The organism is Streptomyces winkii, from assembly GCF_032248595.1.
GTDB classification, from domain to species: Bacteria; Actinomycetota; Actinomycetes; order Streptomycetales; family Streptomycetaceae; genus Streptomyces; species Streptomyces winkii.
Map to the genome: position 1 here is coordinate 82,962 of NZ_JASTTH010000005.1, position 21,292 is coordinate 104,253.

General features: G+C 71.8%; 19 protein-coding genes and 1 tRNA gene. 8 read left to right on the forward strand and 12 right to left on the reverse strand.

The features are described from left to right. Positions 1-75 precede the first annotated feature (75 nt). The 7 genes from QQM67_RS16140 to QQM67_RS16170 form a co-directional block, all read right to left on the reverse strand. Positions 76-1,977: a complex I subunit 5 family protein gene (locus QQM67_RS16140; RefSeq protein ID WP_314174579.1), complete on the reverse strand. Its 1,902-nt coding sequence runs from the start codon at positions 1,975-1,977 to the stop codon at positions 76-78. Between the two features lie 15 nt (positions 1,978-1,992). Next, positions 1,993-2,337, reverse strand: a complete 345-nt coding sequence (locus QQM67_RS16145) for a sodium:proton antiporter (RefSeq protein ID WP_314174580.1) — start codon at positions 2,335-2,337, stop codon at positions 1,993-1,995. Next, positions 2,334-3,113 carry an MnhB domain-containing protein gene (locus QQM67_RS16150; RefSeq protein ID WP_314174581.1) on the reverse strand — a complete coding sequence of 260 codons (780 nt, stop codon included), beginning with the start codon at positions 3,111-3,113 and terminating at the stop codon, positions 2,334-2,336. The genes QQM67_RS16145 and QQM67_RS16150 overlap by 4 nt, the downstream gene beginning before the upstream one ends. Then, on the reverse strand, positions 3,110-3,394 hold the full coding sequence (locus QQM67_RS16155) for a Na(+)/H(+) antiporter subunit B (RefSeq protein ID WP_314174582.1): 285 nt from the start codon (positions 3,392-3,394) through the stop codon (positions 3,110-3,112). The genes QQM67_RS16150 and QQM67_RS16155 overlap by 4 nt, the downstream gene beginning before the upstream one ends. Continuing rightward, positions 3,387-3,929: a monovalent cation/H+ antiporter complex subunit F gene (locus QQM67_RS16160; RefSeq protein ID WP_314174583.1), complete on the reverse strand. Its 543-nt coding sequence runs from the start codon at positions 3,927-3,929 to the stop codon at positions 3,387-3,389. Before QQM67_RS16160 ends, QQM67_RS16155 begins: the two co-directional genes overlap by 8 nt. Further along, entirely contained in the window at positions 3,926-4,165 is a 240-nt protein-coding gene (locus tag QQM67_RS16165) for a hypothetical protein (protein ID WP_314175144.1), read from the reverse strand. The genes QQM67_RS16160 and QQM67_RS16165 overlap by 4 nt, the downstream gene beginning before the upstream one ends. Positions 4,166-4,275: 110 nt before the next feature. Then, complete coding sequence (locus tag QQM67_RS16170; protein ID WP_314174584.1) at positions 4,276-4,746, reverse strand: cupin domain-containing protein; 471 nt, start codon at positions 4,744-4,746, stop codon at positions 4,276-4,278. A 51-nt stretch (positions 4,747-4,797) separates the two neighbouring features. Between QQM67_RS16170 and QQM67_RS16175 the strand changes: the two genes are divergently transcribed. The 4 genes from QQM67_RS16175 to QQM67_RS16190 all read left to right on the forward strand — a co-directional run bounded on the left by QQM67_RS16175 (position 4,798) and on the right by QQM67_RS16190 (position 8,963). Next, positions 4,798-5,820, forward strand: a complete 1,023-nt coding sequence (locus QQM67_RS16175; protein ID WP_314174585.1) for a helix-turn-helix domain-containing protein — start codon at positions 4,798-4,800, stop codon at positions 5,818-5,820. A 146-nt stretch (positions 5,821-5,966) separates the two neighbouring features. Continuing rightward, complete coding sequence (locus QQM67_RS16180; RefSeq protein WP_314174586.1) at positions 5,967-6,434, forward strand: DUF6153 family protein; 468 nt, start codon at positions 5,967-5,969, stop codon at positions 6,432-6,434. A gap of 89 nt (positions 6,435-6,523) precedes the next feature. After that, positions 6,524-7,204 (forward strand): DUF305 domain-containing protein, encoded by a 681-nt coding sequence (locus tag QQM67_RS16185; protein WP_314174587.1) that lies wholly within the window; start codon positions 6,524-6,526, stop codon positions 7,202-7,204. A 190-nt stretch (positions 7,205-7,394) separates the two neighbouring features. Then, positions 7,395-8,963 (forward strand): MFS transporter, encoded by a 1,569-nt coding sequence (locus tag QQM67_RS16190; RefSeq protein ID WP_314174588.1) that lies wholly within the window; start codon positions 7,395-7,397, stop codon positions 8,961-8,963. A 129-nt stretch (positions 8,964-9,092) separates the two neighbouring features. On the opposite strand, the gene QQM67_RS16195 is transcribed toward QQM67_RS16190, so the two are convergent. Beyond that, the gene (locus QQM67_RS16195; protein WP_314174589.1) at positions 9,093-10,004 is read right to left on the reverse strand and encodes a DMT family transporter; all 912 of its coding nucleotides are present in this window, start codon (positions 10,002-10,004) and stop codon (positions 9,093-9,095) included. A 290-nt stretch (positions 10,005-10,294) separates the two neighbouring features. Here QQM67_RS16195 and QQM67_RS16200 point away from each other — a divergent pair, with 290 nt between their 5' ends. Then, a complete protein-coding gene (locus QQM67_RS16200) occupies positions 10,295-10,621 on the forward strand; it encodes a hypothetical protein (protein ID WP_314174590.1) in 327 nt (108 codons plus the stop codon). A gap of 320 nt (positions 10,622-10,941) precedes the next feature. Then, complete coding sequence (locus QQM67_RS16205; protein ID WP_314174591.1) at positions 10,942-13,377, forward strand: SpoIIE family protein phosphatase; 2,436 nt, start codon at positions 10,942-10,944, stop codon at positions 13,375-13,377. 123 nt (positions 13,378-13,500) lie between these two features. Here QQM67_RS16205 and QQM67_RS16210 read toward each other — a convergent pair. After that, a tRNA-Leu gene (locus QQM67_RS16210) sits at positions 13,501-13,586 on the reverse strand. Between the two features lie 454 nt (positions 13,587-14,040). Between QQM67_RS16210 and QQM67_RS16215 the strand changes: the two genes are divergently transcribed. Together QQM67_RS16215 and QQM67_RS16220 are read left to right on the forward strand one after the other, a co-directional pair. Further along, a complete protein-coding gene (locus tag QQM67_RS16215) occupies positions 14,041-14,832 on the forward strand; it encodes an ABC transporter ATP-binding protein (protein ID WP_314174592.1) in 792 nt (263 codons plus the stop codon). A gap of 94 nt (positions 14,833-14,926) precedes the next feature. Next, a complete protein-coding gene (locus QQM67_RS16220) occupies positions 14,927-17,488 on the forward strand; it encodes an ABC transporter permease (protein WP_314174593.1) in 2,562 nt (853 codons plus the stop codon). A gap of 178 nt (positions 17,489-17,666) precedes the next feature. On the opposite strand, the gene QQM67_RS16225 is transcribed toward QQM67_RS16220, so the two are convergent. Genes QQM67_RS16225 through QQM67_RS16235 form a run of 3 tightly spaced genes read right to left on the reverse strand, consistent with a single transcriptional unit; the run spans position 17,667 to position 21,277 of the window. Then, positions 17,667-18,878, reverse strand: a complete 1,212-nt coding sequence (locus tag QQM67_RS16225) for a Gfo/Idh/MocA family protein (RefSeq protein WP_314174594.1) — start codon at positions 18,876-18,878, stop codon at positions 17,667-17,669. A 51-nt stretch (positions 18,879-18,929) separates the two neighbouring features. Next, a complete protein-coding gene (locus tag QQM67_RS16230; RefSeq protein WP_314174595.1) occupies positions 18,930-20,318 on the reverse strand; it encodes an ABC transporter substrate-binding protein in 1,389 nt (462 codons plus the stop codon). An 11-nt stretch (positions 20,319-20,329) separates the two neighbouring features. Further along, positions 20,330-21,277, reverse strand: a complete 948-nt coding sequence (locus QQM67_RS16235) for an ABC transporter permease subunit (RefSeq protein ID WP_399067095.1) — start codon at positions 21,275-21,277, stop codon at positions 20,330-20,332. Between the last annotated feature and the right edge of the window lie 15 nt (positions 21,278-21,292).

Below are 21,292 nucleotides of genomic sequence, written 5' to 3' on the forward strand. Positions count from 1 at the left end.
GGGGCGCTCTCCACACCCGTGTTCCGGGCCCGGACGGACGGCGGCGACGGTCATCGCGCCCCGGTCCGGGCGGAGTCAGTACAGGGTGTGCGTGCCCGGCGCGGTGAGCAGCGCCAGCAGGGCGAGGCCGGCGACGGCCCAGGCCACGTAGTCGCCGATGTGGCCCGACTGGAGGCGGCGCAGTGGCCCGAGCAGCCGCTCCGTGGCCCCCTCGTACGGGCGCCGCCGTACGCCCAGCAGAGCGACACCCACGCCCAGCGCGGTAGAGAACAGGCCCAGCAGCACGCCTGTGAGGGTCCAGTGCGCCGGGGGTCCGGCCGCGCGCGGCGAAGTGACGCCGTCCAGCACCGCCGCCTCGTAGACGCCGTGCGACGCGAAGAGATGCGCGGCGTCGCCCATCGCCGTCGTCAACTCCGGGACGACGCCCGCCGCGAGGGCCGCGGCGAGCAGTACGGCGGGCACCGCGAGCATCGGCCCGGGGATGCGGCGCAGCCGGCCGCCGGTCTCCGGCTGCTCGTCGCCGGGGGTGCGGGCGCCGGGTGCGGAGTCGTCCCCCGCCGTACCGGTGCCCGGGGCCGGGCCGGTGCCCGCTTCGGCCGGGGCGCCGTCGCCGTCGTGCGGCCGCGGCCCCGCTCCCGCGAAGACGCGCAGCCCCGCCCGCAGCACCGCGCCGCCGGTCAGCGCGGACACCAGCACGAACACCGCGGTCAGCCAGTGTCCCGTGTGGCCCGCGGCCTCCTCCGCGACCGCCTTGCCCAGCGACGTGCCGAACGGCGGCAGCCCGCACACCGCGAGCCCGCCCGACACGAACAGGGCGCCGGTGAAGGGCAGTTCGCGCGCCCGCCCGTACAACTCCCGTTCGTCGACGGACGCATAGCGGTCGAGCAGGATGCCCGTGCACGCGAACAGTGCGGCCTTCACGGCGCCGTGTGCCAGTACGTACAGCGCCGTGCCCGCGGTGCCCTCGGGGGTGAGCAGGCCGACGCCGATCAGGAACAGGCCGGTGTGCGCCACCGTGGAGAAGGCCAGCAGCCGTTTGAGATGCCGCTGCCGCCAGCTCATGGCCGCGCCGAGCAGCGCCGTCACCACGCCCAAGGTGATCAGGGTCCGGGTGACCGCGTGGGGCGGGAGGCCGCCGGGGCCCGCGAACACCGTCCAGTAGAGGCGGGCGACGCCGAACACGCCCAGCTCCACCATCACGCCCGAGAGCAGCATGCACACGGGCGTCGGCGCGACGGCGTGCGCGTCCGGCAGCCAGAAGTGGAACGGCACGGCGGCCGCCTTCACCAGCAGCCCCGCCGCCACCAGCACGAAGGCGGCGAGGACGAGGGCGTCCGGCTGCTGCCCGTCGAGTTGCCGCCCGGTCTGTGCGAGGCCCAGTTCGCCGGTGCGCGCGTAGAGCAGCGCGATCCCGAGCAACATGGCGTATCCGCCGAGGGAGTTGACGATGCCGAAGGCCAACGCGCCCTGCACGGGCCGGGGTTCCTCGACGTGCAGCCCGGTGAGCGCGTACGCGACGACGCCCATCAGCTCGAAGAAGACGAACGAGTCGAAGAGGTCTCCCGTGAGGCTGAAGCCGCACATCCCCGCCTGGAAGAGCAGGATCAGCGCCGGAAAGGTGCCCCTGCTGCGCGGCGGCGGCTCCTCGAAGTAGCGCCAGGAGTACAGGAGTACGGCGACGACGAGCAGCGACGTGAACAGCGCCAGCCCGAGCGACACCGGATCGCCCACCAGCACGATCCCCACGCCGTGGCCGCCCGGCCCCGGCCGCCAGCCGCCGAGCCACTCGACGGCGTACGGGTGGCCGTGCGCACCGCCCAGCAGCGCCAGCGCCGCGAGCGCGGCCGAGATCCCGGCGAAGACGACGCTCACCGAGTCCGAGACGACGCGTGGCACCCGCCGCCCGCCCACCGCGAGCACGGCGGCGCCCACCAGCGGCACCGCGACGACGAGCGGCAGCAGCCGCGCAACATTCACCGCGCCACCGTCCCGTCAGCCCTTCAGCGCCGACAGCTCGTCGGGGTCGACGGTGCCGTGCCGCTTGTGCAGCTGGATGACGAGGGCCAGCAGAAGCGCCGTCACGGTCGCGCCGACGACGACGTCGGTCAGGGTCAGCGCCTGCACGACGGGGTCGACGACGACGGCGTCCCGCGGCAGGGCCGCGTACACGGGCGCCGTGCCGCCGTGCCGGTAGCCGATCGCGAGCAGCAGCACGTACGTCGAGGACTGGGTCACGGACAGACAGCCGACGGCGTGGATGAGGTTGCGGCTGGTGACCAGCCCGTACACGCCGATCAGGAAGATCCAGGCGGAGACGAGGTACGGCAGAAGCGTCATCCGCCGCCGCCTTCCGCGCCGCCCCCGGTGCGGGCGCCGCCGCGGCCGGGCGGCTCCTCGATCTCCACGGCCTGGTCGAGGAAGTGCGCGAGCAGCACGACGATGCCGCAGGCCACCTCCATGCCGACGGCGGCGTTGAGCACGACGACCGTGCCGGCGGAGCTCAGCGTGGCGAACGTCCCCCACGGCAGGACGTTGGCCAGGAACGCCGACCCGGCCAGTACGGTCGCGATGCCCGTGACGGCGAAGGCCGCCTCGCCCGCCGCGTCCCCCGCCTCGTACAGCGACAGCGGCCGGATGCGCTCCAACGCCCCGTAGTCCGCGGCCACATAGAGCAGATGCAGCGCCGTGGCCACGACGACTCCGCCCTGGAAGCCCCCGCCGGGAGTGATCTGGCCGTGCGCCACGACGTACAGGCCGACGAGCAGCGCGACGGGCAGCAGCAGGACACCGAGGCGGCGGATCGCGGCGGACACCTTCGCACGGCGCGGCGGGCGGCGGCGCTCCCCCGCGATCTGGCGCAGCAGCACGACGGCGCCGAGCACGGCGGCGAAGAGGATCGTCTCCTCTCCGAGCGTGTCGAGGGCGCGCTGGTCGAAGTTGACGGAGCTGACCACGTTGGCCGTGCGGTGCGCGAACGCCGCGTGCACGGACCGGTCGCCGTAGGGGTGGTGGCCGCCGCCGAAGTGCGGGAGCACGGCGAACGCGGCGACGAGGAACGCCGCGACGACGGCCGCCGCGGCCAGGAAGAGCACGAGCCTGCCGCGCCGGGTCACCGGTCCTCCTCGCCGCGGTCGTCCCGGCGGGCTTCGCCGCCGCCCGGCCCGCGCCGCACCTTCCGTACCGTCAGCACGATCATCAGCGGCGTCACCGCCGAGCCCACGGCGAGCTGCGACAGGCCCACGTCCGGAGCCTGGACGAAGGCGAAGAGCAGCGCGAGCGCGAGGCCGAGGAAGGACAGCACGAGCGCCTGGCGCAACGGCTCGTGGTTCAGCACGGCCGCGGTCGCCGTCACGGCGACGAGGAGCAGGGCGACGGCGATGAGCGCGTCAGTCACGGGGCCCGTCCCCTCCGCGCCGCCCGCTCTCTCCGGGCTCCCCGGCCTCGTCCGGCCGGGGCTCGGGAACGTACGGCTGGGGCTCGGGCGCGTCCGGCGGTGCGCCGGACTCCGTGCTGGGCTGCGAGCCTCCGCTCGTCACCAGCGCGCCCGCGAGCAGCAGCGCCCCGATCACGAGCAGCTTGACGGCCTGCCGCCCCGGACCGGCCGCCGCACACAGCGGTACGACCGCCGAGGGGACCCCGAGCAGCGCGGTCCAGCGCACGACGCGGGCGGGCGGCAGGCCGCCCAGGAACCGCCCGTACACCAGCGTGCCCGCGGGCGCGAGGACGGCGAGGACGAGCGCCAGGTCCAGGTAGTCGGGACGGCGGAAGCCCTGTGCGGCGAGCAACAGCGTGAGCGCGGCGAGGAGTTGGCCGAGGTTCTGCGCGACGAGCCGCGTGCTCGGGCCGCTCGTCGCGACGTACCACAGGACGGGCAGCAGGCACAGCAGCGGCGCCATGGCGGCGGCGAGCCAGCCCTCGGACGTGCTCATCGGGACCGCACCGCCCTGCCCGCGGCCCGTCGCGCCGCCCGTGCGGCGACGGCCGCGGGGAGCGCGAGGACGGCGCCCACCGCGATCTCGACGGCGTCGACCGTCGAGATCAGCACCAGCCAGAGCCCCGTCAGCACGGCCCACCACGCGAGCACTTCGGGGACCGCCCTCAGCCCCTCCGCGGCGCCGAGCCGTCCCGAACCCGCGAGCAATCCCGCGAACCAACCCGCGAACACGCCCTCACCTCCGCCGCCATGGGCGTGTGTGTACCACGCGGCGGCGAGCGCACACGTGCTCCACGGCGGGGCGCGGCGCGCCGTGCCCCGGGCCGGGCCGTGCCCGGCTCTCAGTCCAGGGCGTGGCCCGTGGTGGCGTCCACGTGGGCGGGGACGGGATCGTGCCGGTCGCCGACGGAGGACGTGCCCGACGGTTCGAAGAGGAGGATCGACGCGCCGCCCGCCGAGGACGGCTTGTGCTCCACCCCGCGCGGGACGACGAACACGGAGCCCGCGCCGAGCACGACGCTCCGGCCGCAGCCGTCCTCGCTCGTGTCATGGCCGGTCTCATGGCCGGTCTCATGGCCGGTCTCATGGCCGGTGTCGTGGCCGGACTCGACGCCGTCGCGGAGCGCGATGCTCAGCTCTCCGTCGAGTACGAGGAAGAACTCGTCGGTGTCCTCGTGCACGTGCCATACGTGTTCGCCCGCCACCTTCGCGACGCGGACGTCGTAGTCGTTCACCTTGGTCACGATGCGCGGGCTCCACAGCTGGTCGAAGGCGGCCAGCGCCGAGCGCAGATCGATGGGGTCGTCTCTCATGCCGCCATCGTGGCCCTGGTGTGCCGGGCCCGGGACTGCTAGGAATCGCATATGTCGCAAGAATCCTCGCAGCCGGCACGGGGCGAGCAGCAGGAGGGACGGAGCGGCGGGGCGCACTGTCCGCACCGCGTCGCCGTCATCGTCGACGAGGGCTCCAACCCCTTCGAACTGGGCGTCGCCACCGAGCTGTTCGGGCTGCGCAGGCCCGAACTGGAGCGGCCCTGGTACGAGTTCACTCTGTGCGCCGCGGACCGCGAAGTCTCCATGCACGGCGGCATGTTCACGCTCGGCGGCGTGGCGGACCTCGCGGCGGCGGACGAGGCGGACACCGTCGTCGTGCCCAACCGTCCCGATCCGGAAGTACGGCCGGGAGGCGCCGTGCTGGACGCGATCCGCAGGGCCTCGGCCCGCGGAGCGCGCCTGATCAGCTTCTGCACGGGCGCGTTCACCCTGGCCGAGGCCGGTGTGCTGGAGGGGCGCCGGGCCACGACGCACTGGCGCTGGGCGGAGCTCTTCGCCTCCCGCCATCCCGGCGTACGGCTGGAACCGGACGTCCTCTTCGTCGAAGACGACGGCGTCCTCACCGCCGCGGGCAGCGCCGCCGCCCTGGATCTCGGCCTCCATGTGATCGCACGCGACCACGGCGCCGAGGTGGCGAACGCCGTGAGCCGCCGTCTCGTCTTCGCGGCCCACCGCGACGGCGGCCAGCGGCAGTTCGTGGAGCGGCCCGTGCCGGTCACGCGGGACGCCTCGCTCGCGCCCGTACTCGACTGGGCGCGGGAGCGGCTGGACCGGCCGCTGACCGTGGCCGGACTCGCGGCGCACGCCGCGGTCAGCTCCGCGACGCTGCACCGGCGGTTCCAGGCCGAGCTGGGCACGACGCCGCTCGCGTGGCTCACGGGGGAACGCGTCGCGCTGGCGTGCCGCCTCATCGAGCGCGGCGAGACCGCGCTCGGGACGGTGGCCCGCCTCAGCGGGCTCGGGACAGCGGCGAATCTCCGAGCACAACTGCGACGCCGCACGGGCCTCTCGCCGAGCGCGTACCGCCGCCAGTTCAGCGCGCGCACCGCCTGACGGCTCCTCGCCGCGTCGACGTCGCGGCGAGGACCGGGGCGGAGCGCGGCGGGGCGAACGCGCTGCTCCGCGCGGTTCCGCCCCGGAACTTCGGCCATCGGACACAACTCGGCCTGCGGCCGCGCCCGCACCCGTACGATGCGTCCGTGATCAGCAACCGCCGGCAGGCGTCTTCCGCGCGCTCCCCGCAGGGGCGCGCCTGGGTGCTGCCGTTGCTGGTCATGGCCGTGCTGTGCGGAGTGCTCGCGATGCACGGCATCGGATCGGCGCCGTCACCGGAGGCCCACGGGCACGGGTCGATGTCCCACTCCGCACCGGCGGCCGGCGAATCCGGCCACGGCCAGGCCGCACAGGGCCACGCCCACGACTCCCGTCCCATGTCCGGGAGTCAGTACGTGGTCGAGTGCGAGTGCGGCGGTACGGACGGCCACGTCGCGCACGCCGATGCGACATGTTCGGCCAGCGGCACGAGCGGCTCGCCCAGCATGGACGGCCCCGCCGCCGTGACCGCCCCCGGCCCGCAGACCGCCGGAGGTTCCGAGGTCCACCGGCCGCGCACCGACGGCGAACGGCCGCCGCCCTCGCTGCACCGGCTCCAACTCCTGCGCATATAGGGGCGCCTCACGGTGCGGCCACCGGGCCGCCGCCGTGACCGGCGCACTCCGAAACCGTCAACTCTCAGAAACGCAGGAGCAGTACAGCCATGACCACATACCGTTCGATCGACTCTGCCCGCTCGTCCGTCTCTCCCCGCTCGGCTCTCAATCGCGCGGTGTTCGCCGCGGCGTCCGCAGCGGTGGCGGCACTGGCCCTCACGGCCTGCGGGAGCGGGGACAGCCAGGCCAAGGGCGGCGGAGAGGGCCACGGATCCGCACACGGCGCGGCCCAGGACAAGGGAGAGAAGCCCGCGAAGGGTGCCGCCGCCGACGTCTCCTTCGCGGAGGGCATGATCCCCCACCACCGGCAGGCCCTCGAGATGGCCGCGCTGGCCTCGTCCCGCGCGGAGTCGGCGCAGGTGAAGTCGCTCGCCTCGCGGATCGGCAAGGCGCAGAAGCCCGAGATCGAGAAGCTGTCCGGGTGGCTGAAGTCGTGGGGCGAGAAGGTCCCCGCGGCGGGAGGGGGCGCCGAGCACTCGGAGCACTCCGGCCACTCGATGCCCGGGATGATGACCTCCGGGGACATGGAGCAGCTGAAGAAGGCGTCCGGGGAGAAGTTCGACCGGCAGTTCCTGGAGATGATGACGGCACATCACCAGGGCGCGGTGGAGATGGCCCGTACGGAGGAGTCCAAGGGCTCGTACAAGCCGGCGAAGGACATGGCGCGCGACATCCGGCGCGCGCAGACCGGTGAGATCAGGGAGATGCGCGAGCTTCTGAAGAAGTAACCGCCGCATCCGCGACCGGCTCGTCCTCCCCGGGCGGGCCGGTCGCTCTCGTCCGGGCGGCCGGGCGTCCGCCCCACCGGCAGCGTGCGTGACGCCGGACGCGTGCGCACCTGAGGCAGTACGTGTGCGCATCACGCCGCGTCGCGGGTACCCGCGCCCGCGATCCGCGTGCGCAGAGCGAGGAGCGTCAGTGCCCGAAGAGAGACCGCCCGGGGGCCCAGGACCCGGCCCGGACCCCGAGCCCGGTCCCGGCCCCGGCCCCGGCCCCGGCACCCGTACGGACACCGGCCCGGGCGGCGCACGCCGGTGGCAGGCCCTGGCCGTCTGTCTCGTCGCGGGATTCATGACGCTGCTGGACGTCTCGATCGTCAACGTCGCGCTGCCGTCCGTACGGACGGGCCTGCACACCACCGAGTCCGAACTCCAGTGGGTGCTCTCCGGCTACGCCCTCTCCTTCGGCCTCTTCCTCGTCCCCTCGGGGCGGCTCGGCGACGCCCGCGGCCGCCGCATCGTCTTCATGGCCGGCCTCCTGCTCTTCACACTGGCCTCCGCCGCGTGCGGAGCCGCCCGTACGAGCGCATGGCTCGTCGGGGCCAGGCTCGTGCAGGGCCTGGGCGGCGGGATGATCGCGCCGCAGGTCTCCGCGCTCATCCAGCAGATGTTCTCCGGGCGGGAACGCGCCAGGGCGTTCGGCATGTTCGGCACGGTCGTCGGCGTCTCCACCGCCGTGGGGCCGCTGCTGGGCGGCGTCATCATCCAGGCCGCGGGGGCGGACGAGGGCTGGCGGTGGGTGTTCTACGTCAACCTCCCGATCGGCGTCGTCTGCTTCCTCCTCGCCCACCGGCTGCTGCCCGACACCCCCACCGCCGGCGAGCAGCGCTCGCAGAGCCTCGACCCGGTCGGCGTCGCGCTGCTGGGCGCCGCGGTCCTGGCGGTTCTGCTGCCCTTCGTCCAGTCCCAGCAGTGGCACGGCGACGGCAAGTGGCTGCTGCTGGTCCTCGCGGCGGTGCTGCTGGTCTGCTTCGTACGGTGGGAGTCGCGTTGCGACCGGAAGCAGACGGAACCGCTGGTGTCGCTCTCGCTGTTCCGCATCCGCTCGTACTGGACGGGCTGCCTGCTGATCCTCTTCCACTTCGCGGGATTCACGTCGATCTTCTTCATCACCACGCTCTACCTCCAGAGCGGGCTGGGCTACAGCGCGTTGCAGGCGGGCCTCGCCATCACGCCGTTCGCGCTGGGTTCCGGGGCCACCGCGCAGATCGGGGGACGGTACGTGGACAGGTACGGGCGCAGGCTCGTGGCGGGCGGGCTGGCCATGACGGCCGTCGGTTTGGCGGGCACCGCGTTCACCGCGCACGAGGCCGGAGGCCACGACGCCGGCTGGTATCTGCTGGTGCCGCTGCTGCTCGCCGGTCTGGGCAGCGGCTTCGTCATCGCCCCGAACCAGGCGCTGACCCTCTCCCGGGTTCCGGTCGCCCGGGGCGGCAGCGCCGGCGGCGTGCTCCAGACCGCGCAGCGCATCGGGGCGTCGATCGGCATCGCGGGCGTCGGGTCGCTCTTCTTCACCCGCCTCAACGCGGACCACGGCGCCCCCACGCCGGACGACTGGCGCGCGGCGTACCAGCACGGGCTGATGCTCTCCGTGGTCTTCGTCCTGGTCGCGCTGGCGGCGGCGCTCGCCGACGTCTGGGTGTCCCGCAAGGACGCGGAGCCGCCGGCCCCGACCCCGCACGGCGGCGTCTCCCACCCGGAGCCCTGATCAGGACGCCATGCCGGAACCCGGGACCAGCACCCCGAAACGGAACGCCGGACCAGAACGGCGGACCGCCAGCACCCCGGACGCGGACCTGCACGAACGACCGCGCGCCGCCCCGGCGGCTCCGCCGCGCTACCGCGGGCGGCGGCTGTCGTCCAGCGCCGCCTTCTCGCCGGTGGGTGCCGCCGCCCCCGTCGGCATCGCGGGGTGCCGGCCCAGGACGAACACCCCGCCGACCGCCGCCCCCAGCCCGAGGATCTCCCCGGTGATCGCCAGCGGCGTCACCCGTACCGTGTCGCCGAGGAACCCGATCCCGCACACGATCCCGGCCAGCGGCTCGGCCGCCGTCAGCGCGGGCAGGGACTGCCGCAGCTGCCCCGCCTCGAACGCGCTCTGCACGAGCACGAGTCCGACGACGGCCGACGCGACGACGACGTACGGCTGCCAGCTCGTGACCAGCCCGACGATGCCGGAGTCGTCCAGGATCTTGCTGGACTCCCGCGTCAGCGCGTCCTGAAGCCCGTAGAGGACGCCCGCCGCCGCGGCCAGCAGCGGCGGCTCCTCCACGAGCCGCAAGTGCCGCGCGATGACGACGAGCACCAGGGCTACCGCCACGACCGACCCCAGCACCAGCCAGTGCCGCAGGGCGCTGATGTGGTCCGCGCTGCCGCCCTCGGGCGAGCCGACCGCCACGAACAGCGCGACGCCCCCGCTGAGCAGCACCACACCGGCCCAGCCCACGCGTCCGAGACGCTGCCCGCTGATGTAGCGGGCCAGCGCCATGGCGAAGAGCAGGTTGGTGGCGAGCAGCGGCTCGACCCGTGAGACGTCGCCCTGTGCCAGCGCGAGGGCGCTGAGGATCTGGCCGACCACCATGAAGCCGATGCCGCACAGCCAGCGCGGCACCTTCATCAGGTCGAGCAGCAGCCGGAACGAGAGGATGTCCGCGAGCGGGGCGCGCGCTGCGGCGTCCTGCTGGAGTACGAACCCGAGGCCCAGAAAACAGGCCCCGACCAGGCCGTACACATAGACCAAGATCGGCATGCCACTCCACGGCGCTTGAGCGGGCCCCGCGATGCACTGCGGGCCGTCCGGATCGGGAGATTCGACTGATGAAGCTCAGCATCTCCCAAATGTCCGAAGCCCGATGGCTGCGAGGCCGCGACACAGGCGATTGACCACGGAGCGGACCAAGGCGGACCAAGGCGGCCCCACCGGCCGAACACCCGCCGTACGGATCCGGGGTGGCCGGAAAGGCCGCACCGGCCGGCGCCGCGGACCTCGCTTCTGCAACAGCTCCCACCGCTCCGGCGCGTGCTGCTTAGCGTTGAGTCATGAGCCTGATGACCGAGGGCGAGGCGCCGGGACCCGTGCGGTTCTACCTGGCCTGCGACGACATCGGCTGCCCCGCTCGTGCCGTGTTCGACCTTGTGATCAACGAGGCTCCGCCGCCGATCGAGGAAGACCTCTTCGGGCACATCCTGCACAGCAGCGCACGAGCGGCCCCGTACATCGAGCAGCAGGGCTGGACGTTCACGCGGGGCATCGGCTACTGGTGCCCGACCTGTTCCACTCCCCGGTCCCAGCGCCCCACCCCGTCCAGGCCGGGCCGCCGCAATGTCTCGCGCCGCCAGCGCCGGGACACCAGAGGCCCGCAGTAGCGGGCAGCCGCACCCCTGCCCGCGACCGCACCCGGTCACCGTCCGTACGCCGATACGGGCCGCGCACCACGCTCCGTGCACGCTCCGCCCGTGACCCCGAGCACGCGCAGACATCGGTGCGCCCCCTCAGCCATCGCGTGCGCCCGCGAATTCCAGCCTTTCCCGCACGCGCCGCCATGAGCGGCCGAGGGCCCTCCGTACACCCCAGGACACCTTTATGTCCCGCTTTCATCACAGGAGCGCGCATCCGCCGACTGCGGTTGTATCTGCTCGGTTATGGATCGACCCTGTAAGAAACGTATCCGGGCTGGATTGGTGCCATGAATGCGTGGAGCGAGGCCGAGACCATCGACTTCCGTGGGCCACTCGACGTGACGAGTGCGGCCACGGTGCTGCTCGACAGCGACAGCGTGGTCATCGGGTGGAGCGAAGCCGCCGAAGAGCTCTTCGGCTATGAACCGCGCGAGATTCTGGGCCGGCCGCTCGAGACGCTGATAGTGGGCCGTACGTCCCAGGAACAGCCGCTCATCGAGCTCCTCGACCGGTCCGCCGGTCCGGCATGCCGCAGCGAAGCCCGCCTCGCCCGCCACCGCGACGGCCACCGCATGGAGCTGGCGACGACGGTCTGCTCCCTGGCCGGACAGAACGGATCACCGCAGATCATGGTCGCCGCCGCGCTGGAGCCGCTGCGCTCCTGGGAGGCGCACCAGGCGATGCTTCGCGGCCTCGCGACGCAGTCGCCCATCGGCCTGGGCATCTACGACACCGATCTGCGGCTGACGTGGATAAACGCCAAGTACCAGAGCGAGATAGACCGCAAGTTCAGCGAGTACGCGGGCAAGCGCGTGAACGAGCTGTACGGCGGCGGCGAGGTGATCTCGGAGGGCTATCCGGCCGCGCTCGAAGACGTCATGCAGTCCGTGATCGACACGGGCAAGCCGGTCTTCGGCGTGCTCTACGAGGCCCGGCCGCCCGCCGACCCGGAACACGACCACGTCTGGTCCTGCGCGTACTACCGCCTGATGGACGGCGACGGGCACGTGATCGGCGTGTGCGAGGACGCCCTCGACATCACCGACCGCTACCGCGCCCAGCAGCGGCTCGCGCTGACCGTCCGCGCGGGAGTCCGCATCGGCACCACGCTCGACATGATCACCACCGCGAGGGAGATCGCGGAGGTCGTCATCCCCGCCTTCGCCGACAGCGTCACGGTCGACCTGGTGGAGGGGGTGCTGGAGGGCGAGGAGCCCCGTCCGCACGGGGCCTCCCCGTCGCTGGTACGAGTGGTGGAGCGCGTGGGCACCCCGTACGCGGACGGTTCGAGCGAGGACACGCCCTCCGCCGGTCCCTACCCCGTCGAGTACGAAACCGGCTCGCCACAGCTCACCTCGCTCGCTTCGCGCAAGGCCGTCACCGTGGACCGCCAGCGCCGCGCGGACACGGACGAGGAGGAGACCGAGGCCGGCGTCCACTCCACGCTCGCGGTGCCGCTGCGTGCCAGGGGCACCACGATGGGCCTCGTCACGTTTCTGCGCAGTGACAATCCCGCCCCGTTCGAATACGACGAGCTCGCGCTCGCCAACGAGTTGGCGACCCGCACCGCGCTCTCCATCGACAACGCCCGCCGCTACACGCGGGAGCGCGCCTCCGCGCTGACGCTCCAGCGCAACCTGCTGCCCAGGGGCCTGCCCGAGCAGTCGGCCGTCGAGGTGGCGCACCGCTATCTGCCGTCCGATGTCGGACTGGGCGTCGGCGGCGACTGGTTCGACGTGATCGCGCTGTCCGGCACGCGCGTGGGCCTGGTCGTCGGCGACGTCGTGGGCCACGGGGTGAACGCCGCCGCGACGATGGGGCGGCTGCGTACGACCGTCAGGGCCCTGGCCCGGCTCGATCTCACCCCCGACGAACTCCTCTCCCGGCTGGACGACCTCGTGCTCCAGGGCGCCGAGGACCAGGAGCCCGGCGCCGTTCCGGGCACCGACGAGGGGCTCGGCGTCGCCTGCCTCTACGCCGTCTACGACCCGGTCTCCCGGGTGTGCACAGCCGCCCGCGCCGGGCATCCGCCGGCCGCCAGCGTCGACCCCGAGGGCAACTTCACGCTGCTCGACATCCCGCCGGGTCCGCCGCTGGGCGTGGGCGGGCTGCCCTTCGAGTCCATGGAGATCGAGCTGCCGGAGGGCAGCCTCCTGGCGCTGTTCACCGGAGGCCTCGTCCAGGACCGCGACCGGGACATCGACACCGGCGTCGCGAAGCTCAAGGGCGTGCTCAGCGACCGCGAGGGCACGCTGGAGGAGATGTGCGACCGGGCTCTGAACGAACTCCAGCCCGACGGCCCGGCCACCGACGACGCCGCCCTGCTGCTGGCCCGTACACACGAACTGGGAGCCGACCAGGTCATCGGCTGGGAGCTGACCGCCGAGCCCAGCGCGGTCGGGCGCGCACGCACGCTCGTCCTGGACCAGCTCGCCGAATGGGGCCTGGACGAAATGGCGTTCACCACCGAACTGGTCGTCAGCGAGCTCGTCACCAACGCGATCCGGCACGCAGTCGGCCCCGTCTATCTCCGCCTCATCCGGGACCGCAGCCTGCACTGCGAGGTCTCCGACAAGGGCCACACCTCGCCCAACCTGCGGCACAGCGCCACCGACGACGAGGGCGGACGCGGGCTGTTCATCGTCGCGCAGATGGTGCAGCGCTGGGGCACCCGCTACACGACCTCCGGCAAGACGATCTGGACGGAGCAGGCGCTGCCCTGAGCGGTCGGGCGGTCGGGCAGCCGGAGCCGGAAGTACGGGGAATTCACCGGGAGTTGCGCGGATCGGCACCGGGCCATGCCGCCTCGTACCACTCACGTACGCGCCGTCGGCGCACCCCACGGGTGGTGCCCGGAGCCGGACTTGAACCGGCACGGCCCTCAGGGCCAACGAGGTTTAAGCTCGTCGTGTCTACATTCCACCATCCGGGCACCGGCTCCAGGACCCGCAGATCGGTTACGCAGAGCGTGCAGGTTCCTACCCCAGGGTGCAGGTAGAGCCTATCCAGCGTCAGGCCCCCAACTGCGGGGCGTGAGCTCGATGTTGTCTTATTTTATGGGCAACTGACGAGGCGTCAGCGCCGCGTGGCCCACTTCGGAGCGTCGCCCCGATCACGTCCCTGTCACGGGAAATGACGGAAAGTCGCCGTCCGGACACTGGAATTCGCATTCCGCCGCCGGACCGCCGCCCCGGCGTCCGCCGCGGGACCGGCCCCCGCCCCCGCTCTCAGGGCGGCCGTCATACCCAGGGATGACCGCACGCCACCGGCATACCTCAGAAGGCTGGCCCCGATACGGGCACGGGGGCTGATCCGTGGGGGCGCACGGGAGGACAACATGGTGTGGTCCCGAGATCCGCACACCGTCCCGACAGGAGCGCACTTCCGTGACCACCACCTACTCCTCCCGCGTACCGGCCGCTGCACCAGCGCCCCCCGGCGTCGCCGCAGCGCGCGCCACGGACCTCTCCAAGGTCTACGGGCAGGGCGAGACCAAGGTGGTCGCCCTGGACCGCGTCTCCGTCGAGTTCCGCAGGGCGGAATACACCGCGATCATGGGGCCGTCGGGCTCCGGGAAGTCGACGCTCATGCACTGCATGGCCGGGCTCGACTCGGTCTCCGGCGGCAGCGCCCGGATCGGTGACACCGAACTGACGGGGCTCAAGGACAAGAAGCTGACGCGGCTGCGGCGCGACCGGATCGGCTTCATCTTCCAGGCGTACAACCTGCTGCCGACGCTGAACGCCCTGGAGAACATCACGCTTCCGCTCGACATCGCGGGCCGCAAGGCCGACAAGGGCTGGCTCGACCGCGTCATCGAGACCGTGGGCCTGTCGGGGCGGCTCAAGCACCGTCCCAGCCAGCTCTCCGGCGGGCAGCAGCAGCGTGTGGCGGTGGCCCGTGCACTCGCGAGCCGCCCGGAGATCATCTTCGGCGACGAGCCGACCGGCAACCTCGACTCCCGCGCCGGCGCGGAGGTCCTGGGCTTCCTGCGCAACTCCGTACGGGAGTTGGGCCAGACGATCGTCATGGTCACCCACGACCCGGTGGCCGCCGCCTACGCGGACCGCGTCGTCTTCCTCGCCGACGGACGCATCGTCGACGACATGTCCGGGCCGACCGCCGAGTCGGTGCTGGAGCGCATGAAGAACCTCGACGCCCGAGTGCTCACGAGCTGATCCGCGCCCCCGGCGCGCCCGGCGGCTCGCCACGAGCCGCAACCGCCAAGCAGTAACCAGGACTTCAGGACTTCAGGACTTCAGGACTCATTCGATGCTCCGTACCGCCTTGCGCAACGTCTTCGCGCACAAGGCCCGGCTGCTGATGACCGTGCTCGCCGTACTGCTCGGCGTGGCCTTCGTCTCCGGCACCCTGGTCTTCACCTCGACCATCTCCGCCGCGTACCAGAAGAGTTCGGAGAAGGGCTACAGCAACGTCGATCTCGCCATCACGCCGCCCTCCGGCTCCGCGGCGGCTCCCGGCCCGCCCGGCGGCAGCCAGGGCGACGAGAAGAAGCTGACGCAGGCCACTCTCGACAAGGCCCGCGAGCTGCCCGGCACCGAGAGCGCCAGCGGCTCCGTCACGGGCTTCACCGCGCTCGCCGACAAGAAGGGGAAGCTCGTCGGCGAGGGCTGGCAGACCACGGGCGGCAACTACGACGCCGGCCGCGGCGGCCGGGGCGAGGACGCCCGCTACCCGATGAAACAGGGCCGGGCGCCGCACGGTTCGGACGAGGTCGCCATCGACTCGGCGAGCGCGAAGCGCGTCGGCTTCAAGGTCGGCGACACCGCCCGCATGTCGGTCGACGGGCCCGTGCTCGAGCAGCGCGTCGTCGGCATCTTCACCACCGACGACGGCAACGTGGCCGCCGGCGGCACCCTCGTGCTCTTCGACACCCCCACCGCCCAGCGGCTCTTCGCCCAGCCGGGACAGTACGACCAGATCACGCTGAAGGCCGCCGCGGGCACCTCGCAGAGCGAGCTGAAGTCCCAGGCGAAGGACGTCCTTCCGGCGGGTGCGAAGGCCGTCACCGGCAAGAAGCTCGCGTCCGACCAGTCGGAGACGATCAAGAAGAGCATGAGCGGCATGCAGACCGCGATGCTGGTCTTCGCGGGCATCTCCCTGTTCGTCGGCATCTTCATCATCGCCAACACCTTCACGATGCTCGTCGCGCAGCGCACCAAGGAGCTGGCGCTGCTGCGTGCCGTCGGCGCCGGACGGCGCCAGGTCACGCGCTCCGTGCTCATCGAGGCGCTCGTCGTGGGTGCCGTCGCGGCCGTGGCCGGGCTGGGCGCGGGCGTCGGCATCGGCGCGGCGCTCCGTTCGCTGATGGGCAGGTTCGGCGCGACGGTGCCGGACGGGCCGCTCATCGTCGACAGCACCGCGGTCGCCGCGTCGCTCGCCACGGGCATCGTGGTGACCGTCCTCGCCGCGTGGCTGCCGGCCCGCAAGGCCGCGAAGATCCCGCCGGTGGCGGCGATGAGCAGCGTGCACGCCGCGGCGACGACGCGTTCGCTCGTCGTACGGAACACGATCGGCGTGCTGCTCGCCGGGGCGGGCACCGCCCTGGTGCTCTACGGCGCGGGCATGGACGACCGCGACACCGCCAAGATCCCGCTCTCGGCCGGCGCGGCCACGCTGCTGATCGGCGTCTTCGTGCTGACGCCGCTGCTGTCGCGTCCGCTGATCGCGGCAGCCGCGCCGTTCATGCGGGTCTTCGGGGTCTCGGGGAAGCTCGCGCGTCAGAACTCCGTACGCAATCCGCGCCGCACCGCCGCGACGGCGTCCGCCCTGATGATCGGCCTGACCCTCATCACCGGCATGACGGTGATCGCGGGAAGCGTGCAGCAGGCCATCGAGAAGCTGGCCACCGACTCGCTGAAGGCCGACTACACCGTCAGCATGGCCAACCACACGCCGCTCTCCCCGCAGGTGGAGCGGAAGCTCGCCGGGACGGACCAGGTCGAGTCGCTGAGCCCGCTGCGCAACTCCGCCGCCAAGGTGGGCGGTTCGACCGAGTTCCTGACGGGCGTCAAGGGCGAGTCGATCAGCGACCTCACCGACCTGCCGTTCGTCTCGGGCGGCTGGGACGGGCTGTCCGGCAACAAGGCCGTGGTGGACAAGGACACCGCCAAGTCCAAGGGCTGGAAGTCCGGTTCGACCTTCCCCGTCACCTTCGAGGACGGCAAGAAGAGCCGGATGACCGTCTCGGGCGTCTACGAGGGCAACGAGATGATCAAGGGCATCATGGTCGACACCGGGACCCTCGATCCGCACATGCGGCAGATCTCCAGCATGCAGGTCATGGTCAAGACGAAGGACGGCGCGGGTGACGCGGTCAAGGCCTCCCTGGAGAAGGCCATGGGCAACAACCCGGCCGTGCTCGTGCAGGACGAGAAGGACGTCTCGGAGTCCATCGCCCAGGTCTTCACGCTGATGCTCAACATGCTCTACGGGCTGCTCGCGATGGCCGTGATCGTCGCGGTGCTGGGCGTGGTCAACACCCTTGCGATGTCCGTCTTCGAACGGTCGCAGGAGATCGGGATGCTGCGCGCCATCGGCCTGGACCGGCGGGGCATCAAGCGGATGGTGCGGCTGGAGTCGCTCGTCATCTCGCTCTTCGGCGGAGTGCTCGGCATCGGTCTCGGCGTGTTCTTCGGATGGGCCGCGGGCAAGGTCGTCGGGCTGTCGCTGTCGACGTACACGCTGGTGCTGCCGTGGGAGCGGATGGGCATCTTCCTGGGGCTGGCGGCGCTCGTGGGCATGCTCGCGGCGCTGTGGCCGGCGCGGCGGGCCGCCAAGCTGAACATGCTCACCGCGATCAAGACCGAGTAGGGCGCGGCACGTTCGGGCCGGTTCGGCTCGGCACGTTCGGCTCGGCCCGATGAGCCGGGCACGATGAGCCGGCACGATCAGCCAGGCTTCAGCCCGAGTGCGCACGCCGCGGCCCGGTCCTCTTCACGAGGGCCGGGCCGCGGCTTTGTTGTCCGTACGAGGCTGTGCGTGCTCCGTGTCAGGCCGCCGGTGCCGTGCCCGGTGCGTCCCCGAAGTCGGGGACGGCGAGCCGCTCGCCGTCGCGCAGCGCCGAGTCGTGCGCGACGATGCCGGGCAGCGTGTAACGGGCCGCGACCCAGGCGTTGACGGAGGGCAGAGCGCCCTCGTTGACGGCGGTCACGAAGTCGTCGACGAGGAAGTGGTGGCTGCCCTCGTGCCCGTTGGGCGCGTGGGCGAACTCCCCCGGCAGCCGGGCCCGGTCGTGCACCGGCGCCGTACCGGAGATGAACGCGTCGCGCAGAGCGGGCGAGACGTCCGCGAGTGACGGGTCGTCCGCGGGCAGGGTCGGCACGGCTTGCAGATGCTCCGAGACGTCCGTGACGCCGCTCTTGTCCTGCCAGAGGCTGACGGTGGCCAGCTGCTCGAAGCTGCCCTCGGTGCCGAAGAAGCGGAAGCGGGACTCACGGATGTGCGAGGGGTATCCGACCCGGCGGAACTCGTTCGTACGGAACGAGCCGCCCCCGTCGACCTCGAAGAGCGCCGTCGCGTTGGAGATGTCGTTGCCGAACTGGCTGATCTCCCGGTCGAAGACGCCGTCGCCGCGCTCGTCACGGACGCCGACGGCGCTGACGCTCGTCGCATGCGTCCGCCAGGCGCCCAGCACCCCGCCGATGCTGTGTGTGGGGTAGAGCAGCGGCGGATAGCTCGCCGTCTCCTTCCACCGCTCGCCGCCGCTGTAGCGGTAGGCGTCGTAGAAGCCGAGGTCCATGTCGTGGACGTAGTCGCCCTCGGCGTAGAAGAGGCGGCCGAAGCCGCCCTGGGCGATCTTCTCGCGCGCGTAGACGGTGGCCGGGTTGTAGTGGCTGGTCTCGCCCATCATGTACGTCAGGCCGGTCTCCTTGACGGCCTCGATCACGGCCGCCGTCTCCTCCTGCGAGACGGCCATGGGAACGGCCGAGTAGACGTGCTTGCCGGCGCGCAGCGCCTGCACCGCGAGCGGCCCGTGGGTCCAGCGCTGGGTGAAGAGCGCGACGGCGTCGACGTCCGTCGCGAGCAGCTCCTCGAACGAGCCCACGGTGCCGGTCAGCCCCTCCGCGGCGACGAGCCGCTCGGCGCGCTCGGGGAGGAGGTCGGTGACGTGTATCTCGCCGACGCCGGGGTGCAGCCGGAAGAGCTTGGCGAAGGAGCCGGCGAACTGTCCGGCGCCGACGATTCCGATGGAGAAGGGCACGGGCGAAGCCTTTCCTGTGCGTGCCGTCGTTACGTCAATTGTCTTGCTGGCTCAATGGTCCTGTTGGAAGAGGAAGTTGATCTGCCTGTTGGTCTCCGTGAGGGAGCTTGCCGGGGATTCGCCCGCGTAGATGTCCTGCATGGCGGGGATCATGATGGCGTTGACGTCGGCCGCGTGGTCGCTCACCGGGAAGGAGAAGGTGGTCCCCTCCTTCAGGTGGCGGGTGAAGGCCGAGACGTCCAGCCCGTTCTTGCGGTGGGCGGCGACGGCCTTCTCAGTGCCCTCGCAGGTTGCCGGGAAGACGATCGCGTTCTTGCCCACCAGGTTCTGGCAGTCGTCCGAGGCGAGGAAGGCGACCCACTTGGCTGCGCCCGCCTTGTTCTTCGCCTGCTTCGGTATGGAGTCGGCGAGGCCGCCCATCATCGAGGCGCGCTTGCCCGTCGGGCCCTTGGGCGTCGGGGCGATGCCCAGGTCGACGCCCTTGAGGCCGGCGAACGTGCTGAGCATCCAGGAGCCGTGCATGGCGAGGGCGGCCTTGCCCGAACCGAGCTGTGTCTCGGGGTGGTTGGTGTCCGAGTAGTCCTCGAGCGGGGCCATGTAGCCCTTCTCGGCGAGGCCGAAATACCAGTCGATGGTGTTCTGGAAGCGCTTCTGGCCGTAGTTGTAGTGCTCGCCCCACGGGTTCTTGTCCGTGTAGTGCCAGCCGGCGGACGCCGCGAAGGAACTCCACTGTGTCTGGCCGTGGTTGTCTCCCCCCGCGTCGTTGGTCGCCAGCCCGTAGCGGACGACCTTGTCCTTGTCGAAGCCGGGCTCGTCCCCGTGCTTGCCGTTCGCGTCGACCGTCAGCCGGGCGAGCACCTTCTCGAAGCTGCCGCCGTCGCGCGGGTTCCAGCTCATCTCCCGCAGTTCGGCGTCGCTGACGCCCGCCGCCCTGGTGATCTTCTTGTTGTAGAAGACGCCGATGGTGTCCCAGTCCTTGGGCGCGCCGTAGCGGTGGCCGTCCCGGCCCGTCCAGGGCCGGGCGAGGCTCGGTTCGAAGTCGGACGCCTCGATGCCGCGGGTCGGGCCGAGCTCGTCCAGCGGGCTGAGCACGCCGAGCCCTTCGTACTGCGGGTACTTGGCGACGTGGTTGGTGAAGACGTCCGGCTGTGTGCCGGCGATGAAGCTCGCCGTGAGCTTCGTCCAGTACGAGTCCCAGCCGATCTGGGTGATCTCCACGCGCAGCCCGGGGTTCCTCTTGTGGAACTCCTTCGCGCACGCCTCGTACGCCGGCTGCTGTGCGGCGTCCCACATCCAGTACGAGACCGTGCTCTTGTCGGCGCCCGTGGTCTTCTGCGGCGCGCAGCCGAGGCCCGGAAGCGTCAGAGCCAGTGCCGCGAGGGAGGCCGCGCCGGCCGTGGTGAGCAGGCGGCGCCGGGTGCCGCGTGCTTCGGTACTCATCCCGCTCTCCTTCACTTGATGCCGCTGAAGCCGATGGAGTTGACGATGCGCTTGGCCAGCAGGGCGAACAGCAGGACCATCGGCAGCGCGGCGACGAAGGTGGCCGCCATCAGCCCTGCCCAGTCGGTGCCGGTCTGCGGGGTCTGCGCCCGGAAGACGCTCAGCGCGACGGTGAGCACGCGCGAACTGCCGCTGTAGGAGACCATCAACGGCCAGAAGTACTCGTTCCACGCCGTGATGTAGGTGAGGATGCCCAGCGTCGCGATGGGCGCCGTGGACATCGGCAGTATCAGCCGGAAGAAGACGCGGATCCGGCCCGCTCCGTCGATGAGCGCGGCCTCCTCCACCTCATGGGAGATGTTGAGGAAGAACTGGCGGAGGAAGAACACGGCGAACGGCATCGTCATGAACACCATCGGCACCGTGACGCCGGCCAGGCTGTCCACCAGGCCGGCTTCCTTGATCAGTACGAAGTTCGGCAGCAGCGTGAAGACGGCGGGGATCATCAGGCCGCCCAGGACGAACCCGAAGACCGCCTCCCTGCCGCGCCATCGCAGCCGCGCGAAGGCATAGGCGGCCATCGCGGCGAAGAAGACCTGGCAGCAGGTGACGAGCGTGGAGACCAGCACCGAATTGGCCAGGTAGCGCCAGAAGTCGAGCGAGCCGCCGGAGCCTCCCTCCGCGAGAGCCTCGCGGGTGCTCTGGAGCCCGAAGACCCGCAGAAACCCGCCGAGGCTGAAGTCGACCGGAAGCGGCGAGGCCGGGGCCGTGGCGAGGGCGGCGTTCGTGGAGAAGGCCGTCCTCAGCATCCAGTAGAACGGGAACAGCGTGATCAGAGTGATCACGGCCATCGCCGCCCAGGCAAGCCAGCGCCCGTACGGCCGTGCCCGCCGCTCGCGCCTGCCGCCGGCCGGCAACCCGAGGGGCTCCGCCCCGCTGCCGGTCCCGGCGTGCGTCATCGTTGCCGTCACTGC